Source organism: Pseudomonas sp. NFX5 (assembly GCF_049132125.1).
Classification (GTDB): Bacteria; Pseudomonadota; Gammaproteobacteria; order Pseudomonadales; family Pseudomonadaceae; genus Aquipseudomonas; species Aquipseudomonas marginalis.
In genome coordinates, this window is record NZ_JAFMZG010000030.1 from 75,302 (window position 1) to 90,678 (window position 15,377).

The 15,377-nt window shown below is 56.8% G+C and carries 22 protein-coding genes; 17 read left to right on the top strand and 5 right to left on the bottom strand.

The window, feature by feature from the left end; translation table 11 throughout:
• Positions 1-9: 9 nt before the first annotated feature.
• The 3 genes from J1N02_RS19745 (at position 10) to J1N02_RS19755 (ending at position 2,213) form a co-directional block, all read left to right on the top strand.
• Positions 10-600, top strand: a complete 591-nt coding sequence (locus tag J1N02_RS19745; RefSeq protein WP_421147641.1) for a YmfQ family protein — start codon at positions 10-12, stop codon at positions 598-600.
• Positions 601-603: 3 nt separating this feature from the next.
• Positions 604-1,860, top strand: a complete 1,257-nt coding sequence (locus J1N02_RS19750; protein WP_421147642.1) for a hypothetical protein — start codon at positions 604-606, stop codon at positions 1,858-1,860.
• A gap of 80 nt (positions 1,861-1,940) precedes the next feature.
• Positions 1,941-2,213, top strand: coding sequence for a tail fiber assembly protein (locus tag J1N02_RS19755; RefSeq protein WP_421147670.1), 273 nt, complete (start codon positions 1,941-1,943; stop codon positions 2,211-2,213).
• Positions 2,214-2,237: 24 nt separating this feature from the next.
• On the opposite strand, the gene J1N02_RS19760 is transcribed toward J1N02_RS19755, so the two are convergent.
• Complete coding sequence (locus J1N02_RS19760) at positions 2,238-3,140, bottom strand: hypothetical protein (RefSeq protein ID WP_421147643.1); 903 nt, start codon at positions 3,138-3,140, stop codon at positions 2,238-2,240.
• A gap of 380 nt (positions 3,141-3,520) precedes the next feature.
• On the opposite strand from J1N02_RS19760, the gene J1N02_RS19765 reads away from it, so the two are divergent.
• Positions 3,521-4,171: a hypothetical protein gene (locus tag J1N02_RS19765; protein ID WP_421147644.1), complete on the top strand. Its 651-nt coding sequence runs from the start codon at positions 3,521-3,523 to the stop codon at positions 4,169-4,171.
• A gap of 102 nt (positions 4,172-4,273) precedes the next feature.
• Positions 4,274-4,699 (top strand): cell wall hydrolase, encoded by a 426-nt coding sequence (locus J1N02_RS19770; protein WP_421147645.1) that lies wholly within the window; start codon positions 4,274-4,276, stop codon positions 4,697-4,699.
• Between the two features lie 11 nt (positions 4,700-4,710).
• Here the strand turns inward: J1N02_RS19770 and J1N02_RS19775 are convergent, their stop codons facing one another.
• From J1N02_RS19775 to J1N02_RS19790, 4 genes are all read right to left on the bottom strand, one after another.
• Positions 4,711-5,070, bottom strand: coding sequence for a hypothetical protein (locus J1N02_RS19775; RefSeq protein WP_421147646.1), 360 nt, complete (start codon positions 5,068-5,070; stop codon positions 4,711-4,713).
• Positions 5,071-5,559: 489 nt separating this feature from the next.
• Positions 5,560-5,886, bottom strand: coding sequence for a DUF2388 domain-containing protein (locus J1N02_RS19780; protein ID WP_027604572.1), 327 nt, complete (start codon positions 5,884-5,886; stop codon positions 5,560-5,562).
• A 135-nt stretch (positions 5,887-6,021) separates the two neighbouring features.
• A complete protein-coding gene (locus J1N02_RS19785; protein WP_421147647.1) occupies positions 6,022-6,237 on the bottom strand; it encodes a hypothetical protein in 216 nt (71 codons plus the stop codon).
• 152 nt (positions 6,238-6,389) lie between these two features.
• Positions 6,390-6,566, bottom strand: a complete 177-nt coding sequence (locus J1N02_RS19790) for a hypothetical protein (RefSeq protein WP_421147671.1) — start codon at positions 6,564-6,566, stop codon at positions 6,390-6,392.
• A gap of 164 nt (positions 6,567-6,730) precedes the next feature.
• On the opposite strand from J1N02_RS19790, the gene J1N02_RS19795 reads away from it, so the two are divergent.
• The 12 genes from J1N02_RS19795 (at position 6,731) to J1N02_RS19850 (ending at position 15,336) form a co-directional block, all read left to right on the top strand.
• Positions 6,731-7,474 (top strand): LexA family transcriptional regulator, encoded by a 744-nt coding sequence (locus J1N02_RS19795; RefSeq protein ID WP_169899530.1) that lies wholly within the window; start codon positions 6,731-6,733, stop codon positions 7,472-7,474.
• Positions 7,475-8,068: 594 nt separating this feature from the next.
• Complete coding sequence (locus J1N02_RS19800) at positions 8,069-8,413, top strand: phage holin family protein (RefSeq protein WP_027604569.1); 345 nt, start codon at positions 8,069-8,071, stop codon at positions 8,411-8,413.
• Between the two features lie 20 nt (positions 8,414-8,433).
• Complete coding sequence (locus J1N02_RS19805) at positions 8,434-8,949, top strand: hypothetical protein (protein ID WP_027604568.1); 516 nt, start codon at positions 8,434-8,436, stop codon at positions 8,947-8,949.
• A gap of 3 nt (positions 8,950-8,952) precedes the next feature.
• Positions 8,953-9,564: a phage baseplate assembly protein V gene (locus J1N02_RS19810; protein WP_281112294.1), complete on the top strand. Its 612-nt coding sequence runs from the start codon at positions 8,953-8,955 to the stop codon at positions 9,562-9,564.
• 9 nt (positions 9,565-9,573) lie between these two features.
• Positions 9,574-9,906 (top strand): phage baseplate protein, encoded by a 333-nt coding sequence (locus J1N02_RS19815; protein WP_421147648.1) that lies wholly within the window; start codon positions 9,574-9,576, stop codon positions 9,904-9,906.
• A complete protein-coding gene (locus tag J1N02_RS19820; RefSeq protein WP_421147649.1) occupies positions 9,903-10,898 on the top strand; it encodes a baseplate J/gp47 family protein in 996 nt (331 codons plus the stop codon). The genes J1N02_RS19815 and J1N02_RS19820 overlap by 4 nt, the downstream gene beginning before the upstream one ends.
• Entirely contained in the window at positions 10,895-11,524 is a 630-nt protein-coding gene (locus J1N02_RS19825; protein WP_092356359.1) for a phage tail protein I, read from the top strand. The genes J1N02_RS19820 and J1N02_RS19825 overlap by 4 nt, the downstream gene beginning before the upstream one ends.
• Positions 11,525-12,946: a phage tail protein gene (locus J1N02_RS19830; RefSeq protein ID WP_092356362.1), complete on the top strand. Its 1,422-nt coding sequence runs from the start codon at positions 11,525-11,527 to the stop codon at positions 12,944-12,946.
• A gap of 9 nt (positions 12,947-12,955) precedes the next feature.
• Positions 12,956-13,384, top strand: coding sequence for a phage tail assembly chaperone (locus J1N02_RS19835; RefSeq protein ID WP_175472303.1), 429 nt, complete (start codon positions 12,956-12,958; stop codon positions 13,382-13,384).
• Between the two features lie 85 nt (positions 13,385-13,469).
• The gene (locus J1N02_RS19840) at positions 13,470-13,661 is read left to right on the top strand and encodes a hypothetical protein (protein ID WP_092356365.1); all 192 of its coding nucleotides are present in this window, start codon (positions 13,470-13,472) and stop codon (positions 13,659-13,661) included.
• A gap of 2 nt (positions 13,662-13,663) precedes the next feature.
• Positions 13,664-14,830, top strand: a complete 1,167-nt coding sequence (locus J1N02_RS19845; protein ID WP_027604560.1) for a tail protein — start codon at positions 13,664-13,666, stop codon at positions 14,828-14,830.
• Positions 14,830-15,336, top strand: coding sequence for a phage major tail tube protein (locus J1N02_RS19850; RefSeq protein WP_027604559.1), 507 nt, complete (start codon positions 14,830-14,832; stop codon positions 15,334-15,336). The genes J1N02_RS19845 and J1N02_RS19850 overlap by 1 nt, the downstream gene beginning before the upstream one ends.
• Positions 15,337-15,377: the final 41 nt, after the last annotated feature.

The following is a 15,377-nucleotide window of genomic DNA, read 5'->3' on the forward strand; positions in this document are numbered from 1 at the left end:
GGAGGCGTAATGCCGACAGCTGCCGACTACCTGGAGCAGCTGAAAACGCTGCTGCCTCCTGGACAAGCATTCCCCCGGGAATCTGGAACCACGCTTCACAGCCTGCTTGATGGCATGTCGATTGAACTGGCTCGGGTAGATGGTCGAGGCGAAGCGCTTCCTATGGAGGCCAACCCATCCAGCACCAGCGAGATGCTGAGCGACTGGGAGAGGGTCGCAGGCCTCCCCGACAAATGCTCCGGTGTTCTCGAAGAAACGCTGCAAGGCCGGAAGAACGCTCTGCTGGCGAAACTATCCAGCACTGGCGGGCAGTCCGCCGCCTACTTCATCGAGTTGGCCGGGGTGCTGGGTTACGCCGTGACGATCCAAGAGTACCGACCGTTCCGCGCGGGGCTTTCTCGCGCCGGGGACGCGCTCACCAACGGCGACTGGGTCTTCACCTGGCTGATTCGCGCCCCAGAGACATCAGTCATTTCTTTCAGGGCTGGCGTGTCTGCTGTAGGCGAGCGGCTGCGCACCTGGGGTAACGACACCCTCGAATGCAAAATAAATCAATTGAAGCCAGCGCACACGATCGCGCTCTTCGCCTACGGAGATTGACGCATGCACAGAATTGACGGCCCGGGCGCCACGGTCGACAACCGTTTCACGGAAGGCGATCCGGTCGGCGGCATCCAGGCAACCGTGGTCACCGATGACTTCCTGAATGATGTTCAGGAAGAACTGATGAGCGTCTTAACCGCCGCCGGCGTAGCGCCCGTTAAAGGCACCCAAAACCAAGTTCTTCAGGCCGTCTCTAAGTTGGCCCAGAATCAGACTGCGCAGGCTTTTACCACGGCCGGGACTGGAACGGCGCTTACCCTCACGCCGTCTCCTGCGATTTCAGCATACGCCGCGAACCAGCGGTTCAGCGTCAAGTTTCATGTGGACAGCGGCGCAAATCCAACGCTGAACGCCTCGGCAAAAGGGGTGAAGTCGCTCAAGCAATACAGTGCAACAGGCGCCAAGGTTGCTGCAGTTTTCTTCGCCGACCAAGTTGGTGATGTGGTTTACGACGGAACAGACTGGGTGCTGCTGGACCAGCTGCCCACCACTACAAACAATTTGGTTGGTATCGCAGGCTCAGCGAAGAATTTGAGGGTTTCGACCACCGGCACAAGTGCGGTCGTTACTGTGTCCGCTGACGAGCTCGTGGTCGAAAGCACAGGCAATGCCTACGCGACTCTTCGCTCGGTAGCCGTGGCACCATCGTTCGCGACTGCTGGTGTGGATGGCCTGGACGTAGGCGCTGCAAACTCACAAACGGTCTCGACTTGGTACGCGGTTTGGGTGATCTGGAACGGCACCACCAAGGCCGGACTGCTTTCCTTGAGCGGTACAGCTCCAACGTTGCCAGCCGGTTACACACACGCGGCACGGGTTGCCTGGGTGAAAACAGATTCAACGGCGAATAAATACCCAATTTCATATATCCAATACGGAAAGTATGCGCAATATAAGGTAGCTACAGGCTCAAACTTGCCGGCACTCCCATTGATTGCCAGTGGTATCCAGGGGGCTATCAACACCCCTACCTATGTTCCTGTATCTGTGTCTGCCCTGGTTCCGCCTACCGCCTGTAAAATCTGCATTGTCGCCACTACTGGCACAGGCACAGGCACGCTGCTGGTCGCTCCAAATAACTCTTTTGGAGCTTCCAACTCTGCAACCAATCCACCGCCATTAGTAGTTGGACAGTCTGGAACAGGCACAACAAACACTGGATTTATTTCCATGGCTCTTGAGTCTGGGAGCGTGTACGTCGCACAACAAACATCGACCAATTTTACGCAAGTTTTTGGCTGGGAGGACGGCTTATGAGTTGGGCAATAAGATTAGACGGCGCCGGCTGCAGGTCGGTGGACTCTCCAGAAGATGTCATTAAAGGATTTGAACGTTATATGGCTACAGCCGATGGGCCACCACCAGAGCCTATCGCGCTACCTCTTACTGAAGAGCAAGCGAAAGCCTCAGCCGACCTAAAACGCGATGAGCTTTTGGCAGTTGCGGCGCTCAGAATTGCACCTTTGCAGGACGCAATTGATCTGGACTTGGCCTCCCAGGATGATGTCGAAAGGCTAAATCTCTGGAAGAGATATAGAGTAGCTGTTAACCGGATATCAAGCGCGCCAGGGTACCCGCTTGATATAACGTGGCCAGTATCTCCAGATTAGACATTGGCCACTAAATAAATTGCATTAAGGCTCTATTGGCGGGCCCTCTAACATAAGAACTCTGTTTTGGTTGTAGCTTACTCCAAGTAAGCCCTTGCCATTGAACTCTATGTAAGTTGGGTCCGCTATGTGGATTCCTTTTTGTTCGATTAAAAGCTTGTCGCGGCGAGTAGTCCACTCAAGAGGTTTTTCAGGGGAGGCTGTGCTCATGGTGACATACCAAGCATCTTCTGAACTCCTATCGTGATAAAGCCCATGCAAGGCAATCATTTTTCCTTCTTTCATGATTAGCTCGGGGTTGCCACCGTTCTTTATGACGACACCAGATTGATTTGGTGTGAAGTCTATTTTTTCACCGAAGTCAACATAGCTGTATGCAATATCCATTCTGTCTAAAGATATCGACGTTTCTGCAAGCATGTGCCATCTATTGCCGACAGGTAAAATTGCTACATTCCAGATATGCCCCCAGTTTGTACCAGGGAATTGCTTGACAATTGGCTCGCCCCCATTTGCCGGGAGCCAATTTTTTTGATCCTTCGATGAATACAGATACATATCATCGGAGCCTTCTGATTTTCCACAAGTTAAATAAAATGTTTCTTTATAAGTAAAGAAATAAGGAAACCTGCAAGATTCCTTCATTATTGGTGGTGATGACTTCTGCGGTGATGTACTAATCTGCGCATTTTTTATCAGACAAACCTTGTTTATTTCGCACTGATGAAAGAGATCGTACCCATCGCCATTTTTAACGAGGTGGACCTCAACCACATAACTTCCACCCCCTAGCGCCGCTTCAGATATTTTGTAATTTCCGCTCTGTAGTGAAAAATCAACCAGCGGTGGGTGGCTTGAACTTGAGGCCTGGGTGTGAGCGGATACACAGATAAATGCCAATGCTGCCAAGATTCTAGGTATGGACACAGTTAAAATCCTTTTAGTGATAAGGCGCATTCTCTCGAAATAAATCTGATTTTGCAAATCATGCGTGCGAGAAAATATTGCTGAATAATTTAGCAATTAAATTATGTTGGCGTAATACATTTTGAAAGTATGCGAAATGCGCTTTAGTTACAAAGATTAAACCATATCTTTAACGCGAGAGGATTAACCTTTTGACTACAATAAGCTCAATCGAAAAAACCAAGCTAGATAGTCGTTTGGAGTGTGCGCTTTTCGTTCACCAAGGAAGGCTGCTAGAAGCAGCATTCAGGCGAGACTGGTTTTCGACATTCGCGCACACGCTCGAAATCCGGGATTATTTTACAGACCAATTGCTAGCATCACACCCATGGTCAGGCGGCATGGGTACTGTAGTGGTTGACGATGCGCAGGTTATCCACGTGTTCGGCAATACGAACTGGGCGTCGTATAACAACAAAATCATAAAGTCCACGCTTGACCCTATCACCTTTGCGCCATCTGCCCCCATTGACGCGCTACTGGTCAACTCGCCGTTCAAATTCTATAACTTGGACATTACAAAGAGCGATAGCAAGTGGCGCGCCATTGTTGAGATATCCAATGATCAAGGCCCAGCTATTTACTTTGCGGAATCTCCAGATCTGGTGAGCTGGGTTTACAAGGGTGGCCGCCTCGGCGCTCCGGGGGAATACGTAGGCTGCCCAAGTATCCACTGGGTGCCCGATCGCAACGCATTCCTGCTGACGTTCTTGAAATCAGTATCCGGTAAATTCGTCACGCGCGCGGCGAAGTCATCTGATAACTGTTTTACGTTCAGCTATTTCACCAGCAAGGGGCAAAACCCGGCAGGCAGCTATTTACTTGATGCAGAACCTGGCACTGAGGGTAAAAATACCAGTGACCTGTCCATGGTTGAATTTGATGGAAAAGTCTACGGCGTCTACTTGACTGGCGATCAACAAACAATCGCCAGGCGAAATACGTTTCACTATGACGGGACTATGGCCCAGTTATACGACGAATTCTTTTGAGGCAGAACGCTATGCCGATCACCCAGCAGCAGTTGCCGGATTAGTATTGTTAAGTGAAATTTATTAGCCCGCTTACGCGGTTTTTTTTGCCTGGAGAAAACTATGAGCACAGCTGAGAAAGATCATGACGTGTTGGCCCGCACGCTGTGGGGCGAGGCGCGCGGGGAAGGCCTGGCCGGACAGATCGCAGTTGCCTGGACCATTCGCAATCGGGTGTTCGACGGCAAGGCCAAGTCCTGGTGGGGGGAGGGCTATGCCGGGGTTTGCCTGAAGCCGTGGCAGTTCAGCTGCTGGAACCAGAACGACCCGAACTACGCCTACCTGAGTGGCGCTAAGCCGATCCCGGCCGCGCAGTTCGCCCAGGCTCAGAAGGCGGCTGACCAGGTGATGTCCGGCACGGTGCCAGATCCAACCGGCGGCGCTACCCACTATTACGCCACTACCATGCCGAAGCCGCCGGCATGGGCAGCGAAGGCAAAGGAGACTCTGCGCCTGGGTCGCCATGTCTTTTTCAAGGACGTTCCGTGATCCATACTAAGTCAGGGCTGCGGCCCCTTGAGCACCCCAAGCTCCAGCCGAAGGCGCTGGTTCTCAACGCGGAAATGCTCGTTCTGACTCGCGATCATCTTCAGGCCCATGATCTCTTTGCTCATTTCTGAGTTTTGGAGGTTCGCGCTACTCAGGTTTGCAATAGCCAGCCTGAGTTCTGTTTCAGCCTTGGCCTTCCCCGTGGCCAGCAGGTCGTTCATCTGCACCAGGCCTGCGACATTGGCGCGAGCCTTTCGTAGCATAGCCTGGGTCTGAATGAGCTCATCCTCGAGCAGCGCGCACTGGTGCTGGTACATTTCCAGAGGCGTGTGGCAGCCAAGCCACGCTGAGGTGTCTTCGTCGATGTTCATGGTGGGAAACTCAAATGCTGTATGCGTATACAGTAATCGAGGTGCAAAGGATTTGGGAGTGGTGTTCGTCGGCAGGACGCCGGGGAGGGTGGCTTGCTGTCTAATACTACCTGTGTCTAATCCGGTTTCATTGGCCTTAAAGCTTCAGGAATGACGCCAGAGTTTTAGACAGGGTTGGGCTGAAAGCCGCGTATGGAAAGGCCCAAGGCCACATCAAGCCCATACTGCTGCATCATCGGGGTGTGGGAGGACAGATCGGACGTGTTTTTACTCATTGGATAATAGGCAAATTCGTTGAAAGGAGTGGGGCAAAGGTGGGGCACTCGGCCCTGCTGATTTTGCAATGGCCGCAAGGTTAACACGCGAGGTCGGCCCTTCGCAGGTCGCAAACGGATAGGTAAAACGCAAAGTGGGATGGCGCATTTGTTTAAATGCGCAACGCTTCTGCAGGGACGTGTCGCTGTTGGCACGCAGCCGAAAATACCTCCCTCAGTACGATGAGGCGATCGCCTTGGCCAGTTGCATGTCGGACATAAGAGGCGAGGCGTAGGTCGAGCGATAGTACCGAGATGCCTGTTCGAACTCAGCACCGCGGATCTCGCCGTCCGAACCGATAAAGGCAAGGGCATCGGTTTTGGACGATGTGAAAAGCTTTGGCGCATCGGTCGTGAGAGCGCTGGCTCCCCCAATCAGGATGGTGGGCACGAACGTCGTGTACATCAGCGCTTTATCGAAAGGGTTGGCGTTTTCTGCGGCCACTGCTGGGGCGCCGATCAATACCATGACAGCGATTGCCAGAGTCTTCCATGAGTCCATTCTTCGAAGCTTCCATTTCTATAAGAGGGGGGCACGATAGCAGAGCTGGTCACTTTGCAGATATAAGGCGCCGTCGGCACTGGGGCGGGTTGCCATGCTTGACGGGGTGGTTTTTAACGCTGTGCTCTCGACTCATCAGTTCGCCCCATAGAAATGGTTCAGCACTATCAATTCAATCACCGCGACGAAACAGCACAGCACAATGAACCCGGGGCTGAAGACCCGCTTGCGATTAGAGCCCCCGCTGCCCAGCGAGCTTAAGTCTGCGCCGTCGGAAATCAACATTAGGAGCGCCAGCACGGCGTATATCCACGCCTTGCCCCAGAAGCTCTGATTTCTCCATTCGGTCATTCGTGGTCTTCCGCATACCGCTTTAAATTGAGGTGAATGGGTGTTGGCGGCAAGGTTAGCACGCAAGGTTGGGGGCTTCGCAGGTCATGAACGGATAGGTAGAACGTAAATAAAAGTGCGGGCGACCCTTTTTGTCCCTTAGCCCATCCTGATCAACGCTTCATTGCGTTGCACTGAGTGCGCAAATCGCTATTGCTGATGTTTTCGCAGCTGGAGCCACTTTGCTGGGCGTTGCAGTAGGCTCGTTGGTCAGAGTCGCTGATGCTGGTGCAACTTGCCGCAAAGGTGTACCCACTGAACATCAACAAAATGGCAAGCACGAGTTTCATTGTTTTCTTCCTTGGCTCGCCAGGAATAGCCTGGCGCTGTTTGAGCGCATCGCATCAAGTACCGCGGTGATCATGCCAAATTGACATTATTTTGCCCGGAAGTTCCGCAGATGTGCATGGAATATGCAAATTAGCATTTGCCAACCCCAAAAACTCCCGTCACTATCGCCGCTATGCAAAAACGCAACGTTTCTATCGTCTTAAGAGAACTGCTGGACCGCGACCGGATCTCCCCCACGGAGCTTCACCGGCGTACTGGCGTGCCTCAATCCACGTTGTCCCGGATTCTCAGCGGCAAGATCGTTGATCCGTCGGATAAACACATCTCGCGCATCGCCGAGTACTTCCGCGTCAGCACCGATCAACTGCGCGGGCGCGCGGCGGTGGGGGCTTTGCGCGATGACGGGCGCGACCCGATGCATTCGGAACTCAAGGATATAAGCCTGTGGGACGATGACACCCCCGTTAATGATGACGAGGTGTCGATCCCCTTTCTGCGCGAGGTTGAATTGGCTGCTGGATCAGGAAGATTCGTCATCGAGGAAAGCGAGAAGGCCAGCCTGCGTTTTGGAAAGCGCAGCCTGCGGCATAACGGTGTGCAGTTCGACCAGGCCAAGTGTGTAACGGTGCGCGGCAACAGTATGTTGCCGGTACTGCGCGACGGCGCGACGGTCGGCGTAAATGCTGGCAAAAGTGGCATCGGCGACATCGTCGATGGCGACTTGTATGCCATCAATCACAATGGCCAGCTGCGGGTTAAACAGCTCTATCGCCTGCCTTCCGGGATTCGCCTGCGCAGTTTCAATCGCGATGAACACCCGGATGAGGACTACAGCTTCCAGGATATCCAGGATGAGCAGATCAGCATCCTTGGGCATGTGTTCTGGTGGGGTATGTACGCCCGTTGACCTCCTTGCGTAAGAGAGAGCCCGCCATCGAGCGGGCTTTTTTTCGTCTGTAGAAAATCGCCAAACCCTTTGCCTGCAAGGTCGAAAATGCATTTGTGCATGAGTTGGCTGAAAATAAATGCACTAGTGCATTGACTGTATATGCATACATGCATATCCTTCATCTCAAGCCAGCCAATAAGGTGGTGGAGGCGGCAAGGATGCTGCCAAGGAAGACAAGGAAGGCACGCAACATCGGCAGGGACGCCATCAGAGCGATGGCAGGGACGCCAGCCAACACCGGCAAGGATGCCGACGCTCTTTAGTGACACCGCTTCAGCAACAGGCAGCGATGAACCGGCCTTAACGGTTCAGAGGGTTGGCAACTGACCCGGGTGTGCAGCGTAAAGCACCAGAAGCAGTTATCCGGCAGACAGGGATCGTGGTCGGAAAAACATCGAGGAAAGATCCGTACCGCGCCAGTAGCGCCGAAAGATCGAAGCTGGACCGCATTACTGAAAAGCCTGGGCAACCGGGCTTTTTGGAATGCCTACCTATACATGGATTTACCCAAAAGCCGGTGTTTGCCGGCGTTACTCAGCCAGGAGGCGTGACATGACAAACGAGCAGCAAGCGTTAGCGGAAATGCCTATCTGGCTGGTGATCGCACTGGCGCTGATTGGCGGTGTATCCGGCGAAATGTGGCGCGCCGACAAGGAGGGCGCCCGCGGTTGGTCGCTGGTCCGGCGCCTGGCCCTGCGGTCTGGGGCGTGCATGGTCTGCGGGGTCTCGGCATTGATGCTGTGCTACGCCGCCGGCATGTCGATCTGGACCGCCGGCGCCATTGGTTGCCTGACGGCCATGGCCGGCGCGGACGTCGCCATCGGCCTTTATGAACGCTGGGCGGCCAAGCGCATCGGGGTCAACGAAGCGCCCACATCCCGCTCGGATCAGCAGTAACTGCTGCAAGGACGCAACTGATGACACTTATCGAAAAACCCTCCCAACTGCCTGTAGCCATTGAGGGGGCGCTGAAGCGTGCCTTCCCGCAACTGCAGGTAGGCAACCACCAGGACGTTGGCGGCGCCGGGGATCACACCGGCGTGCTGATCAGCGTGGAACGCAACGGCCCCGGCGTGCGTTCCCGCGAAGGGCGCAAGGCGCATGCCTTGTCGGTATCACTCAGGGTTACGGTCGCCAGCGCGGCGGCGCCTTTTGACGCGTGTGACCTGGCCAGCCAATTGATGGACCTGGCCCTGGATAACCGCTGGGGCCTGCCGTCGGACCAGTGCGATTTACCCACGGCTGTCGTCGCGGCGCCCTCTGGGCTCGCCAGCGCCGAAACGGACTACGACACCTGGACCGTGTCTTTCACCCAAACCCTCTATCTCGGCCCGTCATTGATCGAGGATCCCACCGGCACACCGCTGTTTGCCCGCACCTGGGAAGTCTCGGACATCGACGATCCGGATCAATATCGGCCCCTGCAGGAGTAGTCCATGTTCGACGCATTGTTACGCATGCAATTGGGGCCGATTGTCGAGCGCCTGGCGGAAATGGAAGCCCAGCTCGAAGACCTGTATCGACGCGCGGACAGTTTCTGCCGCATTGGCGTGTGCCAGGAGGTCGACGCCGCCAGCAATACCTGCAAGGTCAGCCATGGTGAGTTGCTTACCCCGGCGATTCGGTTCTTCAACCCCAGCGCCGGTGCGCAGACCGAAACCCGTATTCCGTCGGTGGGCGAGCAATGCCTGTTGCTCAACTACGGCGGCGGGGAAGGGGGCACGCAGTCGGTGGCGCTGTTCGGGCTGAACAGCAGTCTGTTTCCTCCCGTGTCCAGCGTCGCCTCGCTGACCCGGCGGCGCCATCAGGATGGCACCCAAAGCGACTACGACGATGCCAGCCACACCTTCAACTGGATTAACGGCCCAACCACGTTCAGCGGATCCCGCGAACAGGTCGACATCAAGGTCGGCGCTGCCAGCCTGATCCTGAGTGCCCAGGGCATCACCCTGCAACTCGGCGCCACCGGCCTCTCGCTGGATGCCGCCGGCGTGCATTTGAGCGGCCCGCTGGTGGATCACCAGGGCCGCGTGATCAGCCGCGCATAAGGATTTGCCATGATCGGAATCGATAGGAAGACCGGGGCAGCCGTGGATGACTGGCTGCAATTCGTACAGCGTGCCACCCGAGCGCTGACCACCCCCTTGGGCACTCGCCAGAAGCGCCCGTTGTACGGCTCGATGATCCCGCAACTGCTCGGCCAGAACCTTGGCGATGACCTGTTGATCCTCGCCCAAAGCCACGCCGCGCAAGCGTTCTACAACAGCCAGAACGGCATTGCCGACTTCCAGCCCCAGGTCATCGTCGCCACCCGCCAGGGCGCCGGGTTATTGCTGCGTTTTGCCGGCACCTGGAAAAACCGCCAACAATCCTTCGAGGTCGTGACATGAGCATGCTGATCCCAGGCCAGAACCAACTGGCGGAGCCGGCGATTATCGCGGTCGATGAGTTCGAACCGCTGCTGGCGGAATTCAAGGCGTTTGTCGTCGACTACGTCGCCGCCCGTGCGCCGCAAAGCGCGGCCAGACTCAAGGTCAGCCTCGACAACGAGAGCGAGCTGCTGACACTGGCCCTGGAAGTTTTTTGCGTACGCCTGCAAACCCACGAACGTAAATACAACGCCCGCATCAAGCAGATGCTGGCGTGGTGGGCCACCGGCAGCAACCTGGATGCGCGCCTGGCCGATATGTGCCTGGAGCGCCAAGTGCTCGACCCCGGCGACCCGGCGGCTTTCCCACCGGTGCCACCCACCCTGGAAAGCGACGACGACGCGCGCCTGCGCTATTACCTGGCACCCCATGCGCCGGCGGCGGGTTCGCGGATGCAGTATCGCCGCGAAGTCTTCACCCTCGGCGAGCGGCCGTCGGTCAAGGTGCAAAGCGCCACACCGGGCGTGGTGACCGTCAGCTACACCTTCGATCCGGATGGCTACGCGGCCCGGGTCAAGGATGGCAACGGACGGCGCACGGCGCCTGGCGAAGTGAGGGTCACCGTGCTTTCAAGGGAAGGAGATGGCACGCCGTGCGACGATTTGCTTGACGGCGTACGGCGACATTTCGCACGGCCCGATGTACGGCCTGAGACCGACCTGGTCACCGTCCAAGGTGCGCAAATCCTGCCGTACAAAATTCGCGTAGTGGCCAGGATCAACGCCGGTCCCGATTCCGGACTCACCCAAGTCGCCGCGCAGAAATTGCTGCAAGACTATGCAGAGTCCTGCCATCGCCTGGAAGGACGGGTGGATCCAAGTTGGATCGACTATGCGATCCACAGCGCCGGCGCCGCGCAATTGCAGATCCTCGAGCCGCTGGCGCCGATCATCAGCACGGCATTCCAGGCCCCGTATTGCAGGGGCGTCGAGGTGGAGGTGCGCACGCTATGAGTGAACCCAAAGCGAGCTTGTTGCCTGCCAACAGCTCACCGCTGGAGAAGGCTTTGGACCTGGGGTTTGGTACGTTGCTGGAGCGGGTCACCCCACCGTTTCCCGAACTGATGGACCCGGATCGTACACCCGCGGCGTTCTTGCCCTACCTAGCGGCGGACCGGGCGGTCAACGAGTGGGGCGCCACAGCCCCTGAGGCCGAGAAGCGCCTGACCGTCAAACTCGCCTGGCCCACCGCGCGCCGGGCCGGCACCCGGCAGGCCTTGGAAAATGCCGCCAAGGGCCTGCAACTCAGCCCTGAAGTGCGCGCCTGGTACGAACAGAAACCACCGGGCGTGCCCTACAGCTTTGCCGTACGCGCCTGGACCGATTTGCCCTACAGCGAAACCATCGATGCCCGACTCGACCGCCGCCTGGCCGATGCCAAAAGCGAACGCGACATCCTGTCGATCTCCGTGGGACTGAGCGCTTTCGGCCGTCACAGCATTGGCGCCGCCACGCTGTGCGGCGAACTCACCATGATCTACCCAAACGTGCTGGCGGGCGTCGAGGCCTCGGGCCGCGCCTTTATGGCGGCCGGTCTGTACAGCGTCGAAACCACCACCCTTTATCCACAGGAGCACTAAATGGCTGACTATTACACCCTGCTCACGAATGCGGGGATCGCCTACGAAACCGCCTGCAAGGCGGCTGGCGTGCCGATCAAACTGGCGCAGATTTCCGTCGGTGACGGCAACGGTGCCGTCTACAATCCCGACGCCAACGCCAAGGCGCTCAAGCGCGAAGTCTGGCGCGGGCCGCTGAATGCGCTGTTCCAGGACGAGAAAAACGCCAACTGGCTGATGGCCGAAGTCACCATTCCATCGGATGTCGGCGGCTGGTATGTGCGGGAAGCCGGACTGTGGACGGACACCGGGATCTTGTATGCCGTCGTTAAATATCCGGAGTCGTATAAACCGGTGCTGGCGACGTCGGGATCGGGGAAAGAGTTTTATATTCGCTCGATCTTTGAGACGAGTAATGCGTCGATCGTGACGTTGTTGATTGATGACACGGTGGTGAAGGCAACTCGGGCTTGGGTGATGGACTACCTGGCGAAGGGGACGTATTCCAAGGCTGAGATTGAGGCGATGATTGCCAAGGCTTCGGCGTTGCCGGTTGGGGTGATGGTGCCGTTTCCCTTGGGGGCTGTTCCGCCTGGGTATTTGGAGCTGGATAACAGTCTGTTCAAGGATGACCTTTATCCGGATCTTGCTGCGTATTTGGCGAGGAAATTCAACGTTGCGGGGGATGCGGCGGATTACACGCGATTGCCTGAATCACGCGGAGAGTTTTTTCGAGGCTGGGATCATGGGCGAGGCATAGACCCAGGCCGTACTATCGGTGGTTACCAGGCCGATGCATTCAAGAGCCATACCCATACTCCGCCTAATCAAACAGGTATCAACTCTGCCGCAATCGCGACAGGTGCCAAGTCTCTCGGCGGCAATACTTACGACACGCTCTACAACGTGGGCTTTACAGGTGATACTGAGACCCGACCGCGGAACCTTGCAGTGATGTGGTGCATCAAGGCCTGGAACGCCCCCATCAATCAGGGAAGTATTAATATTGCAGCCCTCGCGGCATTGGCTGCCCAAGCGACCGAACTCAACCAAGGCACCGCAAAGGTCGCCACTGCTGTGCAAATGCTTGATAGCGCAAATGATTTGGTAATGGTTACACCAAAAAAGCTGCGCCTGGGTTTTGCCGCAAGTTTTACCCCAACGGGTTATTTCGTTTTCCCAAGTTGGTTAGGCGGCTTGGTTATTCAATGGGGCGCCGTTGAATATCAGACAGATGGCGATAGCTTACTGGCCGTTTCATTTCCTGTTGAGTTCCCAATTTCTGTGCTCTATGCCGACTGGACTGTAGAGAGCGGCATTCTGAGTTCCGTGATCGGGTCTTATGTGCATCAGGTGACGAAAAAAGGCATGTACTTGACGTGCGATAAGCAAGTTTCATCTGTGGCAACCGTTGTCGCGCGCTGGTTTGCATTCGGCAGATAAGGAGAATCTATGCGTTTTTACAGTCCATCAACAGGCTGCACGTACTTGCCAGCGATGCATGGCGAGAGTATTCCGGGCGATGCAGTGGAAATCTCGGATGAAGTTTTTCTACGGGTCATAGCAAATCCAGAACGAGGGAAGGTCCGGGCGCACGATAACAACGGGCAGCCCTACTTGATCAATGCCCCGGTCTTTGAGGTCGAGCTTGAAGGTGTTGAGCGCATGTGGAGAGACGCGGAAATTGAACGAGTTAAATGGCTGCGTGAGCGTCATCGCGATCAACTTGAAATTGGCACTGAAACCACGCTGAAGGATGAGCAGTTTTCTGAATTGCTGCTGTATGTGCAATCTCTGCGCGACTGGCCGCAATCATCCGCCTTCCCGGATAGCGAGCACCGTCCCATAGCTGCGCCCTGGATTGCCGAACTAACCAAATAACGCCCTGCACTGACGGGGCGTTTTCTTTCCCGAGTTGAATGACCCGCCGCCCTGAGCGGTTTTTTTGTGCCTGGAGATCCCACCTATGACCCACCGCCAAACCTACACCGTCCTCATCCCATTCCCAACCGAAGGTGGCCATTGGTCCACCGTCGGCGAGGAACTGGACCTGCTGGACGTCGAAGCATCCGCCCTGCGCACCGCCGGCCGCCTGGAACTGACCAGCGTCCTCAACGCCACCCCGGCCAAAAAGGCCACTACCAAGAAGGCTGACTAACCATGGCTGAGGTTCTGAACTTCGAGCACAACGGCATCACCGTCAATGCCACCGAATCCCCCGAGGCCATGGGTGGCCTCGGCGATAACGTGATCGGCCTGGTCGGCACCGCGCCGAATGCCCATGCGTCGATCCCGAAAAACGCGCCATTCCGTATCAACAGTTTCACCACCCAGGCGCTGCTGGACCCTACCGGTGCGGAGTCTGGCACGCTGTTCCACGCGGTCTACCAGATCCTCAAAGTGGTCAAGGTGCCGGTCTACGTGGTGATCGTGGAGGAGGGCGCCACCCCGGCGGACACCCTCAATAATGTAATCGGCGGCAACGAGCCGGTCACCGGTCGCAAGCTGGGCCTGGCGGCACTGGCCAGCGTGCCGGAAGACCTGACCATTATCGGCGCCCCAGGCTTCACCGGTACCAAGGCTGTGGCGGGTGAGTTCGCGGCCTTCGGCAAGCGCATCAAGGCCCGTGTGGTGCTGGATGGCAAGGACGCGGCGGTGGCCGACCAGGTGACCTACAGCGGCGAACTGGGCGGTGCCGAGCTTGGTTTCGACCGTTGCCTGCTGGTGCACAACATGCCGTCGGTGTACTCCAAGGCGGCGAAGAAAAACGTGTTCCTTGCGCCGTCGTCCCTGGCGATCGCTGCGCTGGCCAAGGTCAAGCAATGGGAAAGCCCGGGTAACCAGGTGACGTTCGCCGAGGACGTTTCCCGCGTGGTCGAGTACAACATCCTCGACACCTCCACCGAAGGCGACCTGCTCAACCGTTACGGCGTGAGCTACTACGCCCGCACCATCCTCGGCGGTTTTTCGCTGCTGGGTAACCGCTCCATCACCGGCAAGTTCATCAGCTATGTCGGGCTGGAAGATGCCATCAGCCGCAAGCTGGTCAAGGCGGGCCAGAAAGCCATGGCCAAGAACCTCACCAAGTCCTTCATGGACCAGGAGGTCAAGCGCATCAACGACTGGCTGCAAACCCTGGTCGCCGACGAAACCATTCCCGGCGGCAGCGTGTACCTGCACCCGGAGCTCAACAGTGTCGAGAAGTACAAGAACGGCACCTGGTTCATCGTTATCGATTACGGCCGCTATGCGCCGAACGAACACATGATTTATCAACTCAACGCCCGCGATGAAATCATCGAGCAGTTCCTGGAGGACGTTCTCTAATGTTTACCAATCGAGTCAGACAGGCCATTGCGGCCACCCTTCAAGGCCTGCCGTTGTCCGCGACGGTCGAGGAGTTCACTCCGCCGAAGATCGAGTTCGACATGGAGTCCATGTCCGGCGGGCGCTTTATCGCCGAAGAAATGGCCAAGAGCGGCAAGGTGCTCAATGCCACCCTGGTGCTGCAAGGTGCCGGCCCGGAAATCATGCTGGCCCTGGGCGTGCGCCTGGGGGATGACATCCTGCTGAACGTGCGGGAAGCCGGCCAGGATCAGGACGGCAAGACCTACTTCACCTATCACACGGTCGGCGGCAAGCTGAAATCCCTGGTCGAAGCCAAGTTGAAGATGGGCGACAAGGCTCTCACCACGCTTGAGCTTTCCTGCCGCACTTACAACCGCCTGGAAAACGGCATCCCGGTCATCGACATCGACGTGCGCACCCAGAAGTTCGTGCTCAATGGTGTCGACATCCTCGGCGATGCCCGCCGTGCGGTGCTGATGCCGTAACTCCCCGGGGGCGGGCGTGCTCGCCCCTTACTTCATCAAGG